Below are 19988 nucleotides of genomic sequence, written 5' to 3'. Positions count from 1 at the left end.
CGGATCTTTTCTCTCTTTGCTGAAACCCGCTCCGGCTTTGCCACGCTGCGCCAACTCGCCGCCGAGGGGGTGCGGAGCAAGAGTGGCCGGCCCTTCGACAAGGGTTCTCTCTACCGGCTGCTGCACAACCGCATCAGCATCGGCGAAGTCATCCACAAGGGCCAGGCCTATCCGGGTGCACATCCGGCCATCCTGCCGCGGGCGCTGTGGGACGAGGTGCAGGCCATCATCAACACCCCGCCGGCCAGCCGCGCCAACCAGAACCGGCGGCAGAGCCCGGCCCTGCTGCGCGGCCTGATCTTTGGCCCGGATGGCCGCGCCATGTCGCCCTCGCAGACGCGGCGGCGCGGCAAGCTCTATCGCTATTACGTCGCGCAGGCCGTGATGAAGGGCGCGCGCAGCGACTGCCCGGTGCGGCGCCTGCCCGCCGGCGAGATCGAGGGCGCGGTGGTGGCGCAGCTGCGCGCACTGCTGCGCCAGCCGGAGGTGGTGGTGGGCACCTGGCGCGCCGCCCGCGCCGAAGCGCCCGAGATTACCGAGGCCGAGACCCTGGCCGCGCTGGAACGCCTCGACCCGCTCTGGGAGGAGCTGTTTCCGGCCGAGCAGGCGCGGATTGTCCGGCTGCTGGTGGAGCGGGTGGATGTCAGCCCGGCCGGGGCCGACATCCGGCTGCGGCTGGAGGGGCTGGCCAGCTTGGTGCAGGATCTGCGGAGGGCGGCATGACCAACCTCACCGTGCATGTCCCGCTGGCCATCCGCCGCCGCGGCGGGCGGAAGCGGGTGATGGCGCCGGAGGGCGCGCCCGGCGTCACCGTGTTGGCCTGCCGCGCCGACCCGGCGCTGGTGAAGGCGCTGGCGCGGGGCTTCCGCTACCGCAAGCTGCTGGACCAGGGGCGCTATGCCTCGATCACCGAGATGGCCGCGGCCGAGAAGATCGACCGGGGGTATCTGGGGCGGCTGCTCCAGCTGACGCTGCTGGCACCGGAGATCGTCGAGGCGATCCTGGATGGGCGGCAGCCGGAGGGGATGACGCTGGTGGGGCTGATGACGCCATCTCCCACGATATGGCGCAAACAACGCGATCGGCTGGCCGGCCGAACGCTAGACGCAACTGCCCGATAACAGATGGCCCCCTGCCGGCAGCGTCACGTGGTTGGGTGTTCTGGCAAGTTCAGAGAGCGAACGTACTCCCAGCAATCCTGCTTCTTTGCCCATTCGGACACCATCCGGCCTGCCGCCGACACCTGCAATGCTTCGTACACCTGCTTGGCCCAAGTTGTTGCCAACGCGACCGCCTGCGGCGTCATGGCTTGCTCCGCCCAGACCCTGTCAAGATCGATTTGTGCGCGCAGCCGCTCCGACAGAAGCGCCACAGTGTAGACGGTTACGTTCGCCTGGAAGGCGGGAACCAGTGGCCGCACCAGCTTCTGGACAGTCCGGAAAACAATGACCTGAGCGACCAAGCGCTTGTAGTCAGTCGCGCTGGAAATCGGCCACCGCGCCGCGCCCTCCTCCTCGTCAAGCAGCTGGCTGAACCTCTCGAAGTTCTTCTGAAGCCCGAAGCTGGCAATCTGCGGAAACCCCGCCCAGGTCATGAGGCACTTCGCCAACTCCGTCTTGTTGACCTTCTTCGTTGGCGGGAACTCGGCCTTCAGCTTCTTCAGGCGAGGCCCCGTATCGCCCTTCCGGGCCAGCATGACGTTGTAGCTGCCTGCCGCTCGTTCGTAGAACCAACGCGTCGTGCCATCAGGGCAGAAGGTCGACTGCGACAGCTGCTCGAGCTGGCGGTGGAAAGGGCGATTGGCCGAGAGATCGGAGACCTTCACCGCACTCTGACTGTTTGCGAAACGCGAGACGTTGGACACCAACACCTCCCGCGCCGCCTCGCCGTCCTCCCCTACACCCCCAAGAATGATGATCTTCGCCGGAACACGCACCGACCGCAGGTCGGAATCCGCCGCCTTCTTTTTGGTGAAGTAGATCGACGCGGTCGTCTGCCCACCGTTCACGATCTGGACGCCACGCAGCCAGGCAATGCCAGGTCCGCCATCAGCGGTAGCCTCATACCCAACCTCGTCGGCGATCATCACCACGCCGTTGTTGAACGCCATGAAGTGCTCGGGGCTGGTCCGGAGCGTGTCACGGATGCCGCGGTTCACCTTGTTCGTGGCACTCAGGAAGGAACGGACATTCGCTTCCAACAGCCGCGCCCCGAACTTCTCATAAGTCACCCGCAGTGCTTCGCCGGGCAGCGCGGCCAGTGCGACGCTGTAAACGATATCCTGCCCGGGGATCAGCACACATGGCAGGGGCGCGCCCGACAGGGACTTGAAGTCGAGCACCATCTCGTCGCGCGGCTTCCCCTCGGACAGGTGACGATACAGGCGCTCGATATCCATGACCTCCAGGCGCACGGTCTTCCCGTTCACCTCGCGGCTCTTGAAGCTCTTGGACTTCGCGACCCGATCAGTCAGCACGTGAATGGTAATGTGGTCCAGCTTCGGGAAGATCATCTCGATGATCTGCGCGAGCTCGTGCGCCTCGTTGGCCTCGTCAATTCGGCTGGCGAGGCGCCCCTCGGCGCACTTTGCCAGAAAGGCTAGGCAGCGGCCCGCCACCTGCGTAGTCTCGCTGTCCGGGACGGGCGCAACACTCTCCATTCCGTCGTAAAGGCTGACGAACAGATCCAACTGCTCGTCGTCCCTGCTGACCGCGTAGCCACTCAGCCTGAGCTCGGCGCGATCCACACGTGCCGCATAGTGGCAGACCACCGGATCGGACGTCATTCCGATCTCCGCCATGTGTTCCATGACGAGCTCGGCGAAGACCATCTCGGTGTACGGCGGAGCATCACCCTCCGCCATGCGCTCGCGGATATCGGTCTGGAGTTGGTTCAAGAAATCCTCAAGCGTCATTTCAGGCCTGCCGCCTCCAGGATGGTCATAAGCGAGGTTGTCGGAAGGGGATGCATGTCGAGGTCGATCACATAGCGCGCTGACACCACGCCATGAGGCACTGACGCAGCAGTCAGGAGCGGGAAATCGGCGCTGACTTCGATCCAGCGCAGATCAGATACGATCAGACGCCGCGTATACCGGTCAGCGAACGCGTCAATATAGCCTGCGCGGAGCAGACGATTCGAGAAGCTCTGAGTGGCTTGGCCACTACATGTGGTCAGCGACGCTCGCAGCTGCGCCACACGCTGCGGCAGCGTGGATCCGGTATCCGAGGCTGCCAATCGCGTAGCGGCAAGATAGATTGGCGACCTGATCGAGAGGTCCAACTGCTCCAAGGAGCCGACTGTGGCCCTGAAGCCAGTGGCCGAAGTCGTCGCTTTGGTCTCCACGGCTCCAATAGGAAGCATGAAGTCGTGGAGCCCGCGCAGTGGGCCCTGCCACATGTCAACGACCGCTGCGCTGTCTGGAAGCGCTGCCAGCAGCTGTTCGAGCACGACGAGCTCGCCGTACAGTCCGATCTCCTCCTCCTCGCTCAGGTTGCCGGCTCGGGGATACGACATGAAGTCCTGCCAAGCGCGGATACGAGCGAGGACGGCATCCACGACGGCTTGCACATCTTCATGAACCGCGTTGGCAAGCAGGGCGATGAGATCCTGCGCCATCGCCTCGAACAGGTCCGTTCTCGCACCCTGTTGTCGCGTCAACGCTAGAAGCTGGAGGTTCGGGAGACTGGGATGCCGGGTTGCCTCGACGGAAAAGCCCCTGCCGGCCGGCAACTGGCTGGGAGGCGGTAGACGGGCATGGCGGAAATCCAGCAGCAACGCCTCGCGATCATCGGGCTTCTGCCGCCCGGCCAGAATGGCAACTTCGCCCAGTTGCACCAGATGAACGGTCCGCCAGCCGGATCCTCCTGCATCGCCGGCCAGAGCGCGCCAAGCCTCTGCCAGCCGCACCGCGTCACTCCGAGGAGCCATATTCCTGCTCCCAGAGCACGTTGTTGACCTTGTATTCCACCTTCACGCCCGACCGGCTGCCCGGAAAGCTGATGCCGAGGCCGACGATCCCCTCCAAATCGGCCGGGAAGTCGACACCAGTCTCTTTGGGATCAAGTACGTACAGCAGGAGCAAGCCGGATTCGGATTTCGGTTGGACGCCAAGAGCGCCGAACCCGCGCACCCGCCTTACGGCAATTCCATTGGGCGTGTCAGGCTCGTTCGCCTGATTGCGCCCCGCGTCTGCTTTCCACGCCTCTCTTGTCAGGTCGAGTGCTGCGGCCCAGGCTGCGGCGTCTAGATCAATCGCTTCATCACGGGGAGCAAGAAGTCGCCCGATCGAGAGTCGGTCCGCCGTGAAACTGCGGTAGGTGCGCTTCGGCATCTTCACCGAGACGCCATGGCCGAGATCGATAACACTGCGCTCACCACCACCGAGGACGGCGACGGTCCACGAGGTCAGCTCCCCACCTTTGGACATCGACTCGATGAACTCGGCAAGAAGACGCGCGTCCGTCTTATAGGCATCAGGATGGGTCTTGTAAGTGGCGAGGAATGCCGTGATCCGGTCTGCCGAAACAGCCCGCCAGAGCGCTCCTTCCCATTGATGCCTCACCCCAGGCCGGATGCGCTCGATCCTTGGTGCCTCATCCGGCGCCCCGATGGCGTCAATTAGACTACGCAGTGCTTTCAGGTTACCTCGTAGCACCCCCGGATCACGGTGGAACGCCACTGTCTCGACCACTTGCCCACTGAAGGATAGCATGAGGGTCTTCGCGGACCGCATCTTGAGACGCGATGTGACCATCAGAACCGGATGAGACTGCACCTTCAAGCCGTAATCACGCGGCGTCCCGCCGCTGGCCTGCATGAGATCGAACTCTTCCCTCAATTCCTCGGATGCGTCGGCGATGTGCCCAAACCAGTCGACGAGATCGGATGTGGTGTAGAGGCGGCAGAGATCGAGGTATCCGGGCCTATAGCCGAACCAGCGCCCCATCTGCATGAGCGTGTCGTACATGCGCGAGGCTCGGAGGAAGTAACTCGTACAGAGGCCTTCGAGGGTCAGGCCCCGCGCAAGCTTGTCTCCGCCGATGGCGATGACCTTCAAGCCCTTGGCCGCATTATCGACGTAGTCCAGCGCGTCCTTCGCGGTACCGTTGATCATCCGAACCTCGATGTCCGACGCGACATCGGGCAGGACGGCTGCGATCTGCTCCCAGCTCACCGGCCGGATCGAGGGATCCTCGACACGCGCCTGAACCGCTCCTGTAGCGGGGACGAAATCCTCCGCCCAGAGCTTCTGTAGGTCCTCGACCACGCGTGCACTGTCGATGCGACGCTGAAGGCGCTGGGTGATGCCACGCATCAGGTCAGCGACCTGCCGATGCACTTCCGTCTGAACGGCATTGAAACGAGTTACGTGGATCAGCATCGAGCAGTGGCGATTGCCCTGACCTCGCACGGTTCGCGCAGCGCAAGCGAGCAGGAACGAGAGGATGGCCGTCCTGAGAGATGCGGGCACACCCTCCGCGGTGACCGACGGAGGGCTGTGAGTGCTCTTGTGTCCCTGTGGCATCCATCCGCCGGCACCGGCCGCGTCCTGATGATCCGAGACCACCTTGACAAGAGGGAGGCCGCCATCGCGTCCGTTCGTACCGCGGAGGCCGAAGATCCGCGCAGGGCCGACGTAAGTAGAGGGCGCAGCGAGATTCACGATGAACGAACTCGGGAAGAGGTCCGGCCCTTCTTCTCGTGTGGCACCTCGCTCGTGAATGAAAATGTTGGCAAAGGGCGTTGCCGTGTAGCCTACGTAGGCTGAGCGGGTGAATGAGTGCAGCAGCCTGCGGACGAGCTTGTTGATCTCCGTCGGGGAGTGGTTCTCGTCCGGCCTCCCCTGCTCGTCGAAGACCTGCTCACCGGTGTCGACCGACGCATGGTCAGCTTCGTCGTCTACAAGCAGGAGTGGCAGCTTTGTCACAAGCTTGCGGCCCGTCTCCTGGTCCCTCGCGTCGGCGACATGGTTCCTGATCCAGGCAAGCAGGCGCGTGAGCACCGTTTTGTTCTTCTTGACCACGAAGAGCCACGGCCGCTGTTCGGGGCTTATTCCGAGGTTCCGCGCAATGGCGGTTGAGAAGTCGCCGTTGTTGGTTCTGTTAGTGACGTAATTCGGCCGGATCGCTGGATCCCCATCGATCTCGCCGACTCCGATCGGTGCGGTGTCTCCAACCAGCGGTGCTGTAGCGTATCCCAGGAAGCCCTCATCAAGGCGCATCTGTGTCTGCGCGCGCAGATTGTTGTGAAGCCCGGCGAGGACGATGATTATCTTGTAGCCAGCATCTGCCGACTTGCAGATCACACCGGTGTAGTTGCCTGTCTTCCCTGACTGCACATGACCGACCACGAGGCCACGCCGATCCCAGTCACCTTCACGTCGGGGATCCTCGAGCAGCCCAAGTACGCCGTCAGTCGAACGGTCAAGGGCGTCTATGGCATCGAGTGGAAGGTCGCGCTCAAGCCACTCGCGGTACCTCTGCCAGAGACGCCAATCCTTCTTCCGCGCAGCTTCCAACCAGGCGACATGACCAGCATCGCTCTTCAGCGTCCCGTCACGGCCGATCCACATGGAGAAGCGGCGGATGAGCTCCTCGATAACCGCCCCACGATCGAGGCCTTCGCCCCACGACGGCTTCATCCTGAGCACGAGGTCGATCTGATCGGCAATCAGCGCAGGCCCGATCCGGCTTCGGTCAGTCTCCTCCAGCAGGAGTTCCTGAACAAACTTGACCATCTTCTGCGCGTGCGTTTCCGGTGTTGCGTTCATGCGCGCTCAGGCCTCATTGGTGGGAACATCGGGAAGGGAAGCGACGAGCTCCGGATAGCCGTCGAAAGGCTCGGACAGGAGCAGCCGCTCCCGGGCTTCGGCTGGGCTGAGGCCGCGTCGCCTGACGAGGTTGCGGTACATCACTTCGAGAATCTGTCGGACCTCTGCCGGTGGCGAGGCCGTGAAGCCGGTGCGAGGCGTCTCTTTCGCTTCCGCCGTGTCGAGCCAGATCCGCTGCACGGGGACCGTCTCCTCGACCACGCGCAGCATTGCCCGGACAAGCGGCGCCAGTTCGCCCGCTTGGTGAAGCACGGCGGCCACGGCGGGGTGCAGTTCATCGATCCGGTAGCGCATGCCGTCTGCCGTATGCTGGGCGTTCCAGGCCTGAATGATCGGCTGACCTGTCCTCCTGGCAATCACCCGTCCGCGCCATGCGAAGACCCGCCGCGCACGTTCGCGCGCATCCTCGGCGAGCGCCGTGAGGCGTGGGCGCACCTCCACTGGTGGACGGGCCGTCGATTTGCGGACATCGATCTTCCACGCTTCGTCCGCGCCGAAGCCGATCTCGACCCGGATCCGAGCGAGGCGGTGGGCCTCCTCCTTGGTCCAGGCACGCCCCCGTCCAATGCCGAGCCATGTGCCACCGAGGAGCAGGCGCTCCTGACGATACACGTAGAAGCCCTGCTGCGCGGTCCAGCCATCAGGCCCGCCTCCGGCAGCGTAGGCTCGTGCGTCAAGGCGATCCTTGTGTGGCAGCACATGGGCCTGGACGACGATCGCACCGGCCGAACTCGGTATCCGCTCCTCTGGAGACGACCATGTGTCCCGATGGTCCTTGAGAAAGGGATCCCAAGGCTCCACACGGCGGCCGTTCAGCGTGATTCTGAAGCGCGGGCGTACACCCTCAATGTAGCGGTGGAAGACCATCGCGAGATGGCGCTCGACCCGGTCGATCAGGTCGAGCATGTCCTGTTCGCGAAAGCCGGAGGTCAGGATCCGGTCCATCACCTCCCACGCCACCAAGGTCCCCGTCGCTTCCAGTGGCAGCAATGCCAGCAGCTGGTCCGATCCCGGCGCTGGGCCCTCAAAAAGTTCCCATTCGTGCCCGCCGTTCGCAACAATCTCGTCCAGGTCCCACCGGAGGCAGGACAATGCCCCCGCCTGTCGGCTCGCGACCGTCAAACGCCGGCACTGTGAGAAGGAGGCGGTTTTCATTCCAAGGCCGAAGCGTCCGAGATCGCCAGGGGCGCGGGGGTCGAGCGGATTGCGGTCGCCGAGACGCATGGCACGCTCAAGATCCGCGGAGCCCATTCCGCGGCCATCGTCCACGATGGTCACATGCGAAGACGCCCCAGCCCAGACGAACTCGATGTCGACCTTCGATGCCGCTGCGGCGATGCTGTTGTCGATGATATCCGCCAGGGCCGAAGACGTCGAATAACCGAGGCCACGGAGAGCTTCGATCATTGCTGTCGCCTTTGGAGGCGCGAGGATCCGGCGGGATTGGAGAGGCCCCGTCATGGCACGAGATTTTCAAACTGACGGTTCGGCAGAAGGCGCGGCAGACGCTTCAGGCTTTTTGCCTCGATCTGGCGGATCCGCTCGCGTGTCACCCCGTAGAACTGTCCCACTTCCTCGAGCGTCAGCGGGTTGCCGTCCGTCAGACCGAACCGAAGATCGATGATGCGGGCCTGTCGGGCATCCAGCCTGCGGAGGCTGGCGGCGAGAAGCCGTCGCAGGTCATGGTGCAGCAGCGCCGTCAGGGGCGTCGCCTCGTCAACGAGGGGCGCAACAAGTGCAGCGTCCTCGTCAGGCAGGCTCCCCATATCGTCAAACGAGATGCCCTCGAGATCCGCGGCCAGGGCGCGTTCGACTGACACAACGTCGGCCTCCAACGCAGCCGCGAGCTCCTGTGGCGTCGGCACCACCCCGGTCTTGGCCCGCAGAGCTTCTGACGCACGTTTCGCCTTGGCGATCCGCTCCAGCATATGCACGGGTACGCGGACGGTGCGCCCCTGATCCTGCACGTAACGGCTCATCGACTGCCGGATCCACCATGTCGCGTAGGTCCCGAAGCGGAACCCTCGGTCGGGATCGAAGCGATCTATCGCGCGGAGCAGTCCGATCTGACCCTCCTGGACGAGATCGAGGAACGGCACGGCAGCGCGCGCATACCGGCGAGCCAGCCAAACCACGCGCTTCAGATTGCCCTCGACGATTTCCTGACGTGCGTCAATGTAGCGCTGGAAAGCATCGCTCAGGCCCGCCAGCCCAGCCCGCTGCTGTGCCCTGGAGGCTGGCCGCCGCAGTGCGGCAAGCTCGTGGCCCGCGTGATTCGAGCGCCGGGTACTGGCACGCAGGCCTTCGTGCCGACGTGCGCCGGCCCGACCCAGACACACCTCAGTAAGCTCCAGGATACGGCGAGGCGTCAGCCGAGCGGTCGCAAGAAGTTCCTGCGCCGCGCCTCCCTGAAGAAGCGTCCTGGCGGTCGCACGAAGATGCGCAGCCAGAGCGTCTGCTGCCAGATTCGCTGAATTGCCCGGAAAGTCGGCGAAGGCCTTGTCTTCGGTGCCTGCATGGGTGCCCTGATCAAGATACGACGCGTCCGCGCCGTCCTGGTCGTCCGTGCCCCAGCCGGCCTCCGAGATCTCCCTCGGAAGCACGGAACGAGCATTGAGCTGGTCTGCCCATAGTTCAAGAAGGTCCGCCAAGTGCTCAAGGAGTGGTGCTGACACAGGGCCTGCGGCAACAGCTCCCCGCAGGAAGCTGAGCGATGCAGAAAGTTCGCGAAACAGGCGCGTCTCCGCCGCCTTGGAGAGAACCGGTGCGCTTGCTGCGGCTTCGAGTACAATGCGCTCTGCATCAGGCAAAGCAGCCCAGATTTCGGTCAGCCGTTCAGCTGGTGCTGCGACCTCGTCTGTGGTCCCTGGCGTCTGCAGGTCATCGCTCTCGACGATGCACATGCGCGCCCAGTCGATCGCATGCTCATCTTCCACAAGGATCCCGAGATCCCCCAGCAGGAACTCAAGCGCCACGACAAGGCGGTGCCCTTTTTCCCCGTCGACAAGGCTTTCACGCAGGGCATTGAGTTCCTCGGCAAGGACCCATCCCTCGCGAAATCCAGCCGAGACCAAGTGGGCGACTGCTCGAAAGCCGTCAGATCCCACCCTGAACGCACCCGTCCAGTCCGGTGCAGTGTCAGGCAGGTCGATGTGTGTGTCGGTCCAGTCGGCATCCGGCAGGTCAGCCGCATGACGGCTGACTTCATTCTCGCGCTGCGCTGCCGCAGCGGCGACCTCCTCCCCGGAAGGCGCCAGGTCCGGCTCAGCTTCGGGCTCCCATCCCGCTTCGAAAGACCCGCCCGGGACCATGTCTATCGCCAAGGCGTCGGCCATGGTCGGCACGCCGTCAGCGGCTGATGAACCGTCTTCAGCCTGCCTTCGGGTGGATGCCGTGCCACGCGCGATGGAAAGACTGGCAGGCGCCATGGGCTGCTGAGCTGCGTTCGGCCAATCAGGCGACGCTGGTCCGGCCGTTGCGGTGGCCTGAGAGGCCTGTTCGTCCATGCCGAACCGGCGAGCCGGTTCTGCGCTCGCGCGCTCGAGTTGATTCCCAGGAGGCGCGCCAATCGCCGGTCGCAGTAAGCCCCTATCGTTGGGATCTGAGCTCAACCGAACCGGAGCAAGGTCCTCGTCTACGTCCCACCCATCCGACGCCCCTGCGCTCTCCGGAACCAGCCAGCCATCGTGAGCCTCGGTCTGTGTGTCTGTCGTATACGCGCCGATGGCTGTTTCTGGGACCTGTGCCAAGCCGAATGGGGTGGGATCTTCAGGTTGTTGCGGATCCCGCTCCTCCATGAAGACGCCTGCCGCGACAGCGGCGGCTTCCTCACCGCTCTGAAGAGCTATCGTATCAACAGCAGTGAAGAGCCCGGTATGTACTCCTGTCCCCTGATCAGCCTCTGGCCGATCAAGCATGGCTTGACTGGACTGCACGGCGCGATGACAGGATTGCTCGTCCATGACGAGCCGATCAGCCAGTTCAGCGCTCCACCTTTGGTCTGCTTCTGAAGCAGCATCACTCGCCTGCCTAAGTGACCTTCCGCCATAAGCCTCTGAGTTCATCCGAGCCTGGCAAAGGTCCTCCTCTACGCCCCGGCCGACTGATGCTTCGACGCCATCCAGAACCCCAGAAGCGCGCCGAATTTCGGCCCGTCCGTCGCTGGTGGGGGCGGCGATGGACGTTTCCACGGAGTGCGCCAGCCCGGAAGGAATGGGCGGCTCAAGCTGCTTCGCATCCCGCTCCTGAAGGGAGAGGGCAGCTGAGACGGGCACCGCTTCACTATTGTCCTGAAGAGCGGCAGGCGCCCCGGCCGCGTCCGGTCGGGCTGGCGGCGATTGACTTGCGAGGAGTAGCAGTACAGGCGCATGACCCTTGGCCCGCGCTAAGGTCGCCGCGTCGTCCCCGTTGACGTCACGCAGGCCGGCGTCGGCACCGGCCTGAAGCAATGCCCGACAGACATCCACATGACCGCGCATGGCTGCCAGCATGAGGGGCGTACGCCCATGGGCGTCGCGACCGTGAAGCGGCGCGCCGCGTCTGAGGTGCAACTCCACTGCGGCCGCAACGCCCGAGGCCAAGGTCAGCCGGAATAGCGTCCCGAGCCTAGGCGACGCGGTCAAGCAGCCTTTCCCGCGCGCATGGTCCACGTTAATCTACGATGCTCCCAACGGACCAGCAAGTCGCCGGGCCGCTCCCGTTTGGTCTATCCTTAATTAGAACAGTCTCGGCCCGCGTGGCCAGAAGTGCAAGCCCACAGCGAGGCGCAGAGGGTGCCGCGAAAGCAGTCCGTCACCAAACGAAGCGATACACGGCTTGCACAAGGGGAGCCACTGCAATCCGGAAGCATGCGTCGGCACCGGGGCGACATCATGTCCCCCGAGAAGCGCAGCTACGTCATGTCCAGGATTCGCGGCAAGGATACTGGACCGGAACGAGCTGTCAGTGAAGCGCTGATGTCCAGGGGCTGGGAGTTCGAGACGCACGCCAAGGATCTGCCTGGCCGCCCCGACATTCTGTTCCGCACTTCGATGGTGGCCGTGTTCATTGACGGGGACTTCTGGCACGGCTGGCGCTTCCCGGTCTGGCGAGACAAGCTGTCCGAAGCCTGGGAAGCGAAGATTGAGGCGAACCGGCAGCGGGATGCTAGGAACTTCAGAAAGCTCCGTCGTTCCGGCTGGACCGTCATCCGGCTTTGGGAACACCAAGTGCTGCAGGACCTGCATAACTGCATTGCCCGAATCGAGTCTCTGCTACCCAGTCGCCGATCACGCCGCCGAATTCCACGCGAATAGACGAATCGACCTGGCCAGAAGTTCCCGAACGGCTAATGTGCAGGTATGACGATTCGAGTGCTTGACCTGTTCTGTGGCGGCGGTGGCAGCAGCTGGGGAGCCCAGCGTGCGGGCGCCGAGATCGTTTGCGGCGTTGATGCGTGGGACAAAGCTGTCGAGGCATACGGGTTGAACTTCGGCAGGGAGAAGGTCCGTCATCTAACCCTGACGCCAGATACCGGACCGGAGGCTCTAGGCGACATAGGGCCGATCGACCTGATCCTGGCGTCGCCCGAATGCACCCATCACACCTGCGCCCGGGGTAGCCGCCCTCGCGACGAAGAGAGCAAGCGGACCGCCTACTACGTGACGCGATTCGCGCGTGACCTGAATCCCAGGCCACGTTGGCTCGTCATCGAGAACGTTGTTCACATGAGGGGCTGGAACGGATACGATCTGCTCTTCGAGGAACTTCACGAGCTGGGCTACCGCATTCGTGAGACAGTGCTTGACGCATCAGATTTTGGCGTACCCCAGTCGCGGCGGCGCGTCTTCATTCTGTGCGATTTGTATGAAGACCCGCCAGAAGTCACGTCCCGAACCCGGATCGTAAGGCATGCCCGTTGCGTGTTGGCGAAGCCGAACGCCTATGCTTCCCAGCCGCTGTTCCGGGAAGGACGCGCGCTTGCCACGCTGGAACGGGCCAAGCGTGCCATGGGGGCACTGCCCGCACGGGAGCCTTTCCTTATTGTCTACTATGGCTCCGACGGATCTGGCGGCTGGCAGCCTCTCGACCGGCCACTCCGCACCGTCACGACGCTAGACCGCTTTGGCCTAGTGACCTGGGTTGGCGACACGCCGATGCTCCGGATGCTGCAGGTCGACGAGCTCTCCAAGGCTATGGGCTTCGAGAAGCCCTTCACCCTCGATGGGATCGGACAGCGCAGGGACCGAATCAAGCTGTTGGGGAACGGGGTATGCCCTCCGGTGATGCGCGCCATCGTGGAGAGCATCACTGCCACGGCGCGCACTTCCGGGCTCAATCGTCAGCACGAAAACGTCGCTGCGGCCGCCGAGTAGCTCGAGGGAAGTCACTCTCAGTAGCGAGGTGGCTAGCCCCCCGTTGCCTTACGCGCGGCCATAATCGCGGAGATGCAAGCGTGCGCTGCATCGTCGAACGCGGTCTTAGCCTCGCCGAGCGCGCGCACCTGCATCAAGCGCGGCTTAGCACCGACGTATGGATTGCCCTGCATCACAGCGAGCCAGCCGGATAGGCCTCGAGCGAGCAGCGCTGTCTCTGTTTCGGATATCTCCTGTTCGCTCGGGTCCGACGCACGCCCCAGCGTGATGTATCGGCCATCCTCCCCTAGGATGATCCAGCGCCGCTCGTCGCTGCGTTGCCTTGCGCCCGTCCCCATACGTGGCTCCTGCGCTGTGATGTATCCTCGATCCATGGCGCTACACAGGCGCTGGACGCTGGCAATGGCAAGGCCAATCCTGCACCAACGCGTGCCGGATGTGGTGCGTGCAGCCGGGATCGGATGGACCAGCAGCGCTCGATGAAGCCGTTCGTGGAGGGAATCACGGATTCCGGGCAAGTGGTATGCGAATCAGAGCAGGTGATGACCGCGCTGAAATTGGCCTTTTACCTCGGTTTTTAAATTCCGTACTAAATCGGCCAAGTCAGCAGGTTCGGAGAGAATTGGCCTCCGGAGGCGATTTTCCGCCGTCTCAGCGTCGGGCCGGTCAACAGGTCTGCCCAGAAAACCCCAGGAAACCTGCCACTCGGCACGTCGGTCAGTGCGGCGGAGAGCACGGCTCGTATGGGAACTGGCGGATGGGGTGGGATTCGAATCATTGGTACGGTGAGCATATTTCCTTTCTACAACCCGCCCAACCGTTCGCAATGCCCAGGCATTCGATACACGAACTTCCGCGGCCCCTGCCGCCAACAGAACGCAGCAAAATCAGCGCTTTGAACCTTGTAGAGTGAATGGGCCAAGTCCCAAGGTTCGGAGAGAAAGGGCCATTTGGAGAGCGATTTTGGGCTCTCCCCTGCCCTGGCACTCCCAAGGTGCTTTGGCAAACCCTTCTGAAAACTGGGCTTTTTGGCGCCGTCGGACGGGGCGGAGAGTGGTTTCGCCGGAGGGGAATGGTGTGCCCGCAGGGACTCGAACCCTGGACCCCAAGATTAAAAGTCTCGTGCTCTACCGACTGAGCTACGGGCACACAGGGGCGGCAGGGAAAAAGCCGCTTGGCGTGGCAAAGTCAAGGCCGCGGACGCCACCCACGTGCGAGGGAGGTCGCGCGGTCAGGAAGGCCCGGGCGCGTCGCCGCGCCCGGGCCCAGTCGGCCTCAGCCGGCGACGTCGGCGGCGATCTGCGCCTTCACCAGACGGTCCGGCTCGCGCACCATGCCGTTGGCGCCAGCGCCGCGCTTGATCTTGTCCACGAACTCCATGCCCGACATCACCTGGCCCCAGATGGTGTACTGGCCGTCCAGGCTCGGCGCCGGGGCGAACATGATGAAGAACTGGCTGTTGGCGCTGTTCGGGTTGGCGGTGCGGGCCATGCCGCAGACGCCGCGCAGGAAGCGCGCCTTGGAGGGGGCGCTGAACTCGGCCGGGAGGTCGGGCATCGGGCTGCCGCCGGTGCCGGTGCCGGTCGGGTCACCACCCTGGGCCATGAAGCCCTCGATCACGCGGTGGAACGGCGTGCCGTCATAGAAGCCCTGGCGCACCAGGGTCTTGATCCGCTCGACATGCTGCGGCGCCAGGTCGGGGCGCAGCTTGATGACGACGCGCCCGTCCTTCAGGTCGAAATACAGGGTGTTCTCGCGGTCGTCCTGCGCCGCGGCTTCGTTGGTGGTGGCTTCGGTCATCATGATCCCCGTGGCGGCGATGGTGCTGGCGAGCAGGGTCCGGCGGAACATCCGTGTGGTTACTCCCCAGTGTTGGGCACCCGCACCCTGTCCAGGGTGCGGTCGCGTGTCAGACGCGGGACAAAGCTGGTGATGTCACCGCCCAGCCGCGCGATCTCCTTCACGAAACGTGAAGAGATGAAGTGGTTTCCTTCGCTGGCCATCAGGAACACCAGCTCGATCTCCGGATCGAGGCGACGGTTCAGGCCAGCCATCTGGAACTCGTAATCGAAATCGGTCACCGCGCGCAGGCCGCGCACGATGACCTGGGCGCCGACCTCGCGCGCGAAGCCGACCAGCAGGCTGTCGAAGGGCACCACCTCGATGACCGTGCCGGTCCGCCGCGCGATCGCGTCGGTCTCGGCCTTCACCAGCTCCACCCGCTCCTCGAGCGGGAAGAGCGGCCCCTTCCCGGCATTCATCGCCACCCCGATCACCAGCCGGTCCAGGATACGGGCGGCACGGTTGATGATGTCGATATGCCCGTTGGTCACGGGGTCGAAGGTGCCGGGGTAGACACCGCTGCGCGGCGCCCGCCCCGGGACCGGAGCAGCCTGCCCCGGCTCAGCCATCGGCGCCGGGCTCCAGATCGGGCTGGCCGTCGGCCGCGCCCTCCTCGGAGATCCCGTCCTCGCCGCCCTGCTGCTCGACCACGGTGAAGCAGGAGGTGACCTTCTCCGCCTCGTTCAGCCGCAGCATCATCACGCCCATGGCCTGGCGGCCGGTGACGCGCACCTGGTCGGCTGGCAGGCGGATCAGGCGGCCATTGTCGGTGACCAGCATGACGTCGTCGCCCATGCGCACCGGGAAGGTGGCGACCACCGAGCGACCGGTGCGCGAGGACAGGGTGATGTTGGTGATGCCCTGCCCGCCCCGGCCGGTGACGCGGTATTCATAAGCCGAGCTGCGCTTGCCGAAGCCGCCATCGGTGACGGTGAGCAGGATTTCTTCCTGTTCCTCCAGCTCGGCGAAGCGCTCGGCGGAGAGGGCGATCTCCACCTCCGCCGCCTCGGCATTCTCCTCGGCGAGCGACGCCTCGGCCTCGGCGGCGGCCTCGGCCGCCTCCTCGCCATTGCGGCGCTTCTGCGCGGCCTGCTTCAGGTAGGCGGCCCGCTCCTCGACGCTGGCCTCGACATGGCGCAGCACCGAGAGCGCGATCACCTGGTCGCCGGTCGCCAGCTTGATGCCGCGCACGCCGGTGGAATCGCGCCCGGCGAAGACGCGCAGCGTGTCGACATCGGCGGTGAAGCGGATGGCGCGGCCGCTGCGCGTGGCCAGCATCACATTGTCGCCCTCGCGGCAGGTGGAGACGCCGATCAGGCTGTCCCCCTCATCCAGCTTCATGGCGATGAGGCCGGAGGCACGGACATTCTTGAAGTCCGACAGCCGGTTGCGGCGGACATTGCCCTCGGAGGTGGCGAAGACGAGGTGCAGGTTATCCCACAGCCCCTCATCCTGCGGCAGCGGCAGCACGGCGGTGACGTATTCCTCCTCGCGCAGCTGCAGCAGCTGGCGCAGCGAGCGGCCGCGCGCGGTCGGCCCCGCCTCGGGCAGCTTCCAGACCTTCTCGCGGAAGGCCATGCCGCGGCTGGTGAAGAACAGCACCCATTGATGGGTGTGCGCGTTGAAGCTGCGGATGACGACATCGTCCTGCCGCATATTGGCGCTGCTGCGCCCGCGCCCGCCGCGATTCTGCGCGCGGAAGGTCTCCAGCGGCGTGCGCTTCACATAGCCGTCGCGCGTCAGGGTGACGACCATCAGCCCCGGCTCGACCAGGCTCTCGTCATCCTGGTCGGCCAAGCCATCGACGATCTCGGACAGGCGGGGGCTCGCGATCTGCGCGCGCACGGCGCGCAGCTCGTCGGCCATCAGCTCCATGCGGCGCGGATGCGAGGCGAGGATCTCCAGCAGCTCGCGGATGCGCGCCGCCACCTCGTCCAGCTCGGCATTGATCTTGTCGCGCTCGAGCCCGGTCAGGCGCTGCAGCCGCAGCTCCAGGATGCCGCGGGCCTGCGCCTCGGTCAGCTTCACCGTCTCATTGGTGACGATGTTGCCGGAATCATCGACCAGCGCCAGCAGCGGGCCGACATCGGCCACCGGCCAGTCGCGCGCCATCAGCGCGGTGCGGGCGGTCACCGCATCCGGGCTCTCCCGGATCAGGCGGATCACCTCGTCGATATTGGCCACCGCGATGGCCAGGCCCACCAGCAGGTGGCCGCGGTCGCGCGCCTTGGCGAGGCGGAAGCGCGAGCGTCGGAGGATCACCTCCTCGCGGAAATCGATGAAGGCCTGCAGCGCCTGGCGCAGCCCCATCTGCTGCGGCCGGCCCTGGTGCAGCGCCAGGAAGTTCACCGCGAAGGAGGTCTGCAGATTGGTGTAGCGATAGAGATGGTTCAGCACCACCTCCGGCGTCGCGTCCTTCTTCAGCTCGATGACGATGCGCAGGCCGGAGCGGTCGCTCTCGTCGCGCAGGTCGCTGATGCCCTCGATCTGCTTGGCGCGCACCAGCTCGGCGATGCGCTCGATCAGCGCCGCCTTGTTCACCTGATAGGGGATCTCGGAGATGGCGATCAGGCTGCGGCCGCCGCGCATCTCCTCGATCTCGGCCCGCGCCCGCAGCACGATGCTGCCGCGCCCCGTCTCGAAGGCGGAGCGGATGCCGGCACGGCCCAGGATCAGCGCGCCGGTCGGGAAGTCCGGCCCCGGCATGATCTTCATCAGATCTTCCAGGCTGGTCTCCGGCTCGGCGATCAGGGCCAGCGTCGCGTCGATCACCTCGCCCGGATTGTGGGTCGGGATGTTCGTCGCCATGCCGACGGCGATGCCGTTGGCGCCATTGACCAGCAGGTTCGGGAAGGCGGCCGGCAGGACGCGCGGCTCCTGCGCGCTCTCATCGTAGTTCGGCGCGAAATCGACCGTGTCCTCGTCGATGCCTTCCAGCAGGGCGACGGCGGATTTCGCCAGCCGCGCCTCGGTGTAGCGCATCGCCGCCGGCGGATCGCCGTCCATCGAGCCGAAATTGCCCTGGCCGTCGATCAGCGGCACGCGCAGCGAGAAGGTCTGCGCCATGCGGACCATGGCGTCGTAGATCGCGCTGTCGCCATGCGGGTGGTACTTACCCATCACGTCGCCGACGACGCGGGCCGACTTCTTGTAGGGCTTGTCGGCGGTGAAGCCGTTCTCCTGCATGGAGAACAGGATGCGCCGGTGCACCGGCTTCAGCCCGTCGCGCACATCCGGCAGGGCGCGCGCGACGATGACGCTCATCGCATAGTCGAGGTAGGAGCGGCGCATCTCCTCCTCGAGCGCGATCGGCAGCGTGCCCTCGGGCGGAATATGGCCGGACGGCCCAGTGCCGTTGTTCCCGGTGCCGTTGTCGCTCTCGCTCACGCGGTCATCCCATGCAGCTTGGCGGGGTCTGCGCGCCGGGGGGCAAGGCCCCCGGGCAGCGGGTGGGCCGGCTCCCGCCGCCCCGCCCTTCCCCCAGGAATATCCCGCCCCTTATAGCCGTTCCGGCGCGTTCCGCCAAACGCCGCCGGGGGGGGGGGCGCCGCCCCCGTGCCGCTCTCAGGCGGCGACGCCGGCCGGGGTGCCGCGCTTCAGCGCCGCGACCGCGAAGGCCGTGACCAGCGTGCCGGCGATGATCGCCACCAGGTAGAGCAGCGGGTTGCCCACGGCGCCGGGGATGCCGACGACGAAGATGCCGCCATGCGGCGCCCGCAGGGTGCAGGCGAACAGCATGGACAGGCCGCCCGCCACCGCCGAGCCCGCCACCAGCGCCGGGATCACCCGCAGCGGGTCCTTGGCGGCGAAGGGGATGGCGCCCTCGGTGATGAAGGCGGCGCCCAGGATGGCGGCGGCCTTGCCGGCATCCCGCTCCTCCTGGCTGAAGCGCGAGCGGGCCAGGAAGGTGGCCAGCGCGATGCCGAGCGGCGGCGTCATGCCGGCGGCCATGATCGCCGCCATCGGCCCGAAGGTGTCCGAGCCCAGCAGCCCGACGCCGAAGGCATAGGCCGCCTTGTTCACCGGCCCGCCCATGTCGGCCGCCATCATGGCGCCCAGCAGCACGCCCAGGATGACCGCATTGGTCGAGCCCATGCCGCGCAGGAACTCGGTCAGCCAGGCGAGCGCCCCGGCGATCGGCGCGCCGAGCACGTAGATCATCAGCAGGCCGGTGGCCAGCGAGGCCAGCAGCGGGATGACCAGCACGGGCTTCAGCCCTTCCAGGCTTTCCGGGAAGGGCAGCCTGTCGCGCAGGAAGCGGGCGATGTAGCCGGCGACGAAGCCCGCCACGATGCCGCCCAGGAAGCCCGCCTGCACCGAGCCGGCCAGCGCGCCGCCGACGAAGCCCGGCGCCAGCCCCGGCCGGTCGGCGATGGAGAAGGCGATGAAGGCCGCCAGCACCGGCACCATCAGGGCGAGCGCCGATTGCGCGCCGATCTGGAACAGCGCCGCCGGCAGGGTGCCGGGTTCCTTGAACGCCTCGATGCCGAAGGCGAAGGAGAGCGCGACGCAAAGCCCGCCCGCCGTCACCAGCGGGATCATGTAGGACACGCCGGTCATCAGGTGCTTGTAGACGCCCGGCGCCTGCGCCTTGCCCGGTGCCGCGGCGGCACCGGAAGCCGCCGCCGCCTGGCCTTCCGGCTCGGCGGCGAGCGCCCGGTTGATCAGCCCCTTGCCGTCCTTCAGCGCGTCGCCGGTGCCGGCCACCACGATGCGCTTGCCGCCGAAGCGGCTGCGGTCGACGCCGGTGTCGGCGGCGATCACCACCGCATCGGCCTCGGCGATTTCCTCGGGCGTCAGCGCGTTCTTGGCGCCGACCGAGCCCTGGGTCTCCACCTTGATGGCGTAGCCAAGCTGCTGCGCCGCCTTCTCCAGCGCCGCGGCGGCCATGAAGGTGTGGGCGATGCCGGTCGGGCAGGCGGTGATGGCGACCAGCTTGCGGCTGGCGCCCGGGGCCGCGC

The 19988-nt window shown here is 65.6% G+C and carries 14 protein-coding genes, 1 tRNA gene and 1 pseudogene; 5 read left to right on the top strand and 11 right to left on the bottom strand.

Annotated features, from left to right (window positions below; all coding sequences use genetic code 11):
• Together HMPREF0731_RS00890 and HMPREF0731_RS00885 are read left to right on the top strand one after the other, a co-directional pair.
• The coding region (locus tag HMPREF0731_RS00890) for a recombinase family protein (RefSeq protein ID WP_007002086.1) at nt 1–723 on the top strand (723 nt) is incomplete at its 5' end.
• The gene (locus HMPREF0731_RS00885; protein ID WP_007002085.1) at nt 720–1121 is read left to right on the top strand and encodes a hypothetical protein; all 402 of its coding nucleotides are present in this window, start codon (nt 720–722) and stop codon (nt 1119–1121) included. The genes HMPREF0731_RS00890 and HMPREF0731_RS00885, both read left to right, overlap by 4 nt.
• 23 nt (nt 1122–1144) lie before the next feature.
• On the opposite strand, the gene HMPREF0731_RS00880 is transcribed toward HMPREF0731_RS00885, so the two are convergent.
• From HMPREF0731_RS00880 to HMPREF0731_RS23455, 5 genes are read right to left on the bottom strand one after another with little or no spacing between them, the layout of a single operon-like run.
• Nucleotides 1145–2914, bottom strand: coding sequence for an AIPR family protein (locus HMPREF0731_RS00880; RefSeq protein WP_007002084.1), 1770 nt, complete (start codon nt 2912–2914; stop codon nt 1145–1147).
• Nucleotides 2911–3930 carry a PD-(D/E)XK motif protein gene (locus tag HMPREF0731_RS00875; RefSeq protein WP_083854399.1) on the bottom strand — a complete coding sequence of 340 codons (1020 nt, stop codon included), beginning with the start codon at nt 3928–3930 and terminating at the stop codon, nt 2911–2913. Before HMPREF0731_RS00875 ends, HMPREF0731_RS00880 begins: the two co-directional genes overlap by 4 nt.
• Nucleotides 3914–6772 carry a Z1 domain-containing protein gene (locus HMPREF0731_RS00870; RefSeq protein ID WP_007002082.1) on the bottom strand — a complete coding sequence of 953 codons (2859 nt, stop codon included), beginning with the start codon at nt 6770–6772 and terminating at the stop codon, nt 3914–3916. Before HMPREF0731_RS00870 ends, HMPREF0731_RS00875 begins: the two co-directional genes overlap by 17 nt.
• 6 nt (nt 6773–6778) lie before the next feature.
• On the bottom strand, nt 6779–8239 hold the full coding sequence (locus tag HMPREF0731_RS00865; RefSeq protein ID WP_007002081.1) for an ATP-binding protein: 1461 nt from the start codon (nt 8237–8239) through the stop codon (nt 6779–6781).
• Nucleotides 8240–8289: 50 nt separating this feature from the next.
• Entirely contained in the window at nt 8290–10338 is a 2049-nt protein-coding gene (locus HMPREF0731_RS23455) for a sigma-70 family RNA polymerase sigma factor (RefSeq protein WP_245538216.1), read from the bottom strand.
• A gap of 180 nt (nt 10339–10518) precedes the next feature.
• Between HMPREF0731_RS23455 and HMPREF0731_RS26000 the strand changes: the two genes are divergently transcribed.
• The gene (locus tag HMPREF0731_RS26000; RefSeq protein WP_245538215.1) at nt 10519–10842 is read left to right on the top strand and encodes a hypothetical protein; all 324 of its coding nucleotides are present in this window, start codon (nt 10519–10521) and stop codon (nt 10840–10842) included.
• A 342-nt stretch (nt 10843–11184) separates the two neighbouring features.
• Here HMPREF0731_RS26000 and HMPREF0731_RS26430 read toward each other — a convergent pair.
• A pseudogene (locus HMPREF0731_RS26430) lies at nt 11185–11388 on the bottom strand (ankyrin repeat domain-containing protein); the annotation flags it as partial.
• 315 nt (nt 11389–11703) lie between these two features.
• Between HMPREF0731_RS26430 and HMPREF0731_RS00850 the strand changes: the two are divergent.
• Nucleotides 11704–12126 carry a very short patch repair endonuclease gene (locus tag HMPREF0731_RS00850; protein ID WP_211207875.1) on the top strand — a complete coding sequence of 141 codons (423 nt, stop codon included), beginning with the start codon at nt 11704–11706 and terminating at the stop codon, nt 12124–12126.
• Between the two features lie 57 nt (nt 12127–12183).
• The gene (locus HMPREF0731_RS00845; protein WP_211207874.1) at nt 12184–13185 is read left to right on the top strand and encodes a DNA cytosine methyltransferase; all 1002 of its coding nucleotides are present in this window, start codon (nt 12184–12186) and stop codon (nt 13183–13185) included.
• A 1073-nt stretch (nt 13186–14258) separates the two neighbouring features.
• On the opposite strand, the gene HMPREF0731_RS00835 is transcribed toward HMPREF0731_RS00845, so the two are convergent.
• The 5 genes from HMPREF0731_RS00835 to HMPREF0731_RS00815 form a co-directional block, all read right to left on the bottom strand.
• Nucleotides 14259–14334, bottom strand: a tRNA-Lys gene (locus HMPREF0731_RS00835).
• Between the two features lie 126 nt (nt 14335–14460).
• Entirely contained in the window at nt 14461–14985 is a 525-nt protein-coding gene (locus HMPREF0731_RS00830; protein WP_085980148.1) for a peptidylprolyl isomerase, read from the bottom strand.
• A gap of 59 nt (nt 14986–15044) precedes the next feature.
• Nucleotides 15045–15596 (bottom strand): pantetheine-phosphate adenylyltransferase, encoded by a 552-nt coding sequence (coaD, locus tag HMPREF0731_RS00825; protein WP_007002074.1) that lies wholly within the window; start codon nt 15594–15596, stop codon nt 15045–15047.
• Nucleotides 15589–18318: a DNA gyrase subunit A gene (gene gyrA, locus HMPREF0731_RS00820; RefSeq protein WP_245538264.1), complete on the bottom strand. Its 2730-nt coding sequence runs from the start codon at nt 18316–18318 to the stop codon at nt 15589–15591. The genes coaD and gyrA overlap by 8 nt, the downstream gene beginning before the upstream one ends.
• Before the next feature lie 273 nt (nt 18319–18591).
• On the bottom strand, nt 18592–19988 hold a 1397-nt coding region (locus HMPREF0731_RS00815), incomplete at its 5' end, for a fructose-specific PTS transporter subunit EIIC (RefSeq protein WP_007002071.1).

Source organism: Pseudoroseomonas cervicalis ATCC 49957, assembly GCF_000164635.1.
In the GTDB taxonomy this organism is placed as follows: Bacteria; Pseudomonadota; Alphaproteobacteria; order Acetobacterales; family Acetobacteraceae; genus Pseudoroseomonas; species Pseudoroseomonas cervicalis.
Note: the sequence above shows the minus strand (reverse complement) of the source record. Positions and strands in the feature narration are given on the sequence as shown.

What these genes read in the sequence shown, in the direction of transcription:
- coaD (WP_007002074.1), bottom strand. Translation starts at nt 15,596, where the DNA reads ATGGCTGAGCCGGGGCAGGCTGCTCCGGTCCCGGGGCGGGCGCCGCGC.
- HMPREF0731_RS00875 (WP_083854399.1), bottom strand. Translation starts at nt 3,930, where the DNA reads ATGGCTCCTCGGAGTGACGCGGTGCGGCTGGCAGAGGCTTGGCGCGCT.
- HMPREF0731_RS00880 (WP_007002084.1), bottom strand. Translation starts at nt 2,914, where the DNA reads ATGACGCTTGAGGATTTCTTGAACCAACTCCAGACCGATATCCGCGAG.
- HMPREF0731_RS00885 (WP_007002085.1), top strand. Translation starts at nt 720, where the DNA reads ATGACCAACCTCACCGTGCATGTCCCGCTGGCCATCCGCCGCCGCGGC.
- HMPREF0731_RS00865 (WP_007002081.1), bottom strand. Translation starts at nt 8,239, where the DNA reads ATGATCGAAGCTCTCCGTGGCCTCGGTTATTCGACGTCTTCGGCCCTG.
- HMPREF0731_RS23455 (WP_245538216.1), bottom strand. Translation starts at nt 10,338, where the DNA reads ATGGACGAACAGGCCTCTCAGGCCACCGCAACGGCCGGACCAGCGTCG.
- HMPREF0731_RS00850 (WP_211207875.1), top strand. Translation starts at nt 11,704, where the DNA reads ATGTCCCCCGAGAAGCGCAGCTACGTCATGTCCAGGATTCGCGGCAAG.
- HMPREF0731_RS00870 (WP_007002082.1), bottom strand. Translation starts at nt 6,772, where the DNA reads ATGAACGCAACACCGGAAACGCACGCGCAGAAGATGGTCAAGTTTGTT.
- HMPREF0731_RS00830 (WP_085980148.1), bottom strand. Translation starts at nt 14,985, where the DNA reads ATGACCGAAGCCACCACCAACGAAGCCGCGGCGCAGGACGACCGCGAG.
- gyrA (WP_245538264.1), bottom strand. Translation starts at nt 18,318, where the DNA reads ATGCGCCGCTCCTACCTCGACTATGCGATGAGCGTCATCGTCGCGCGC.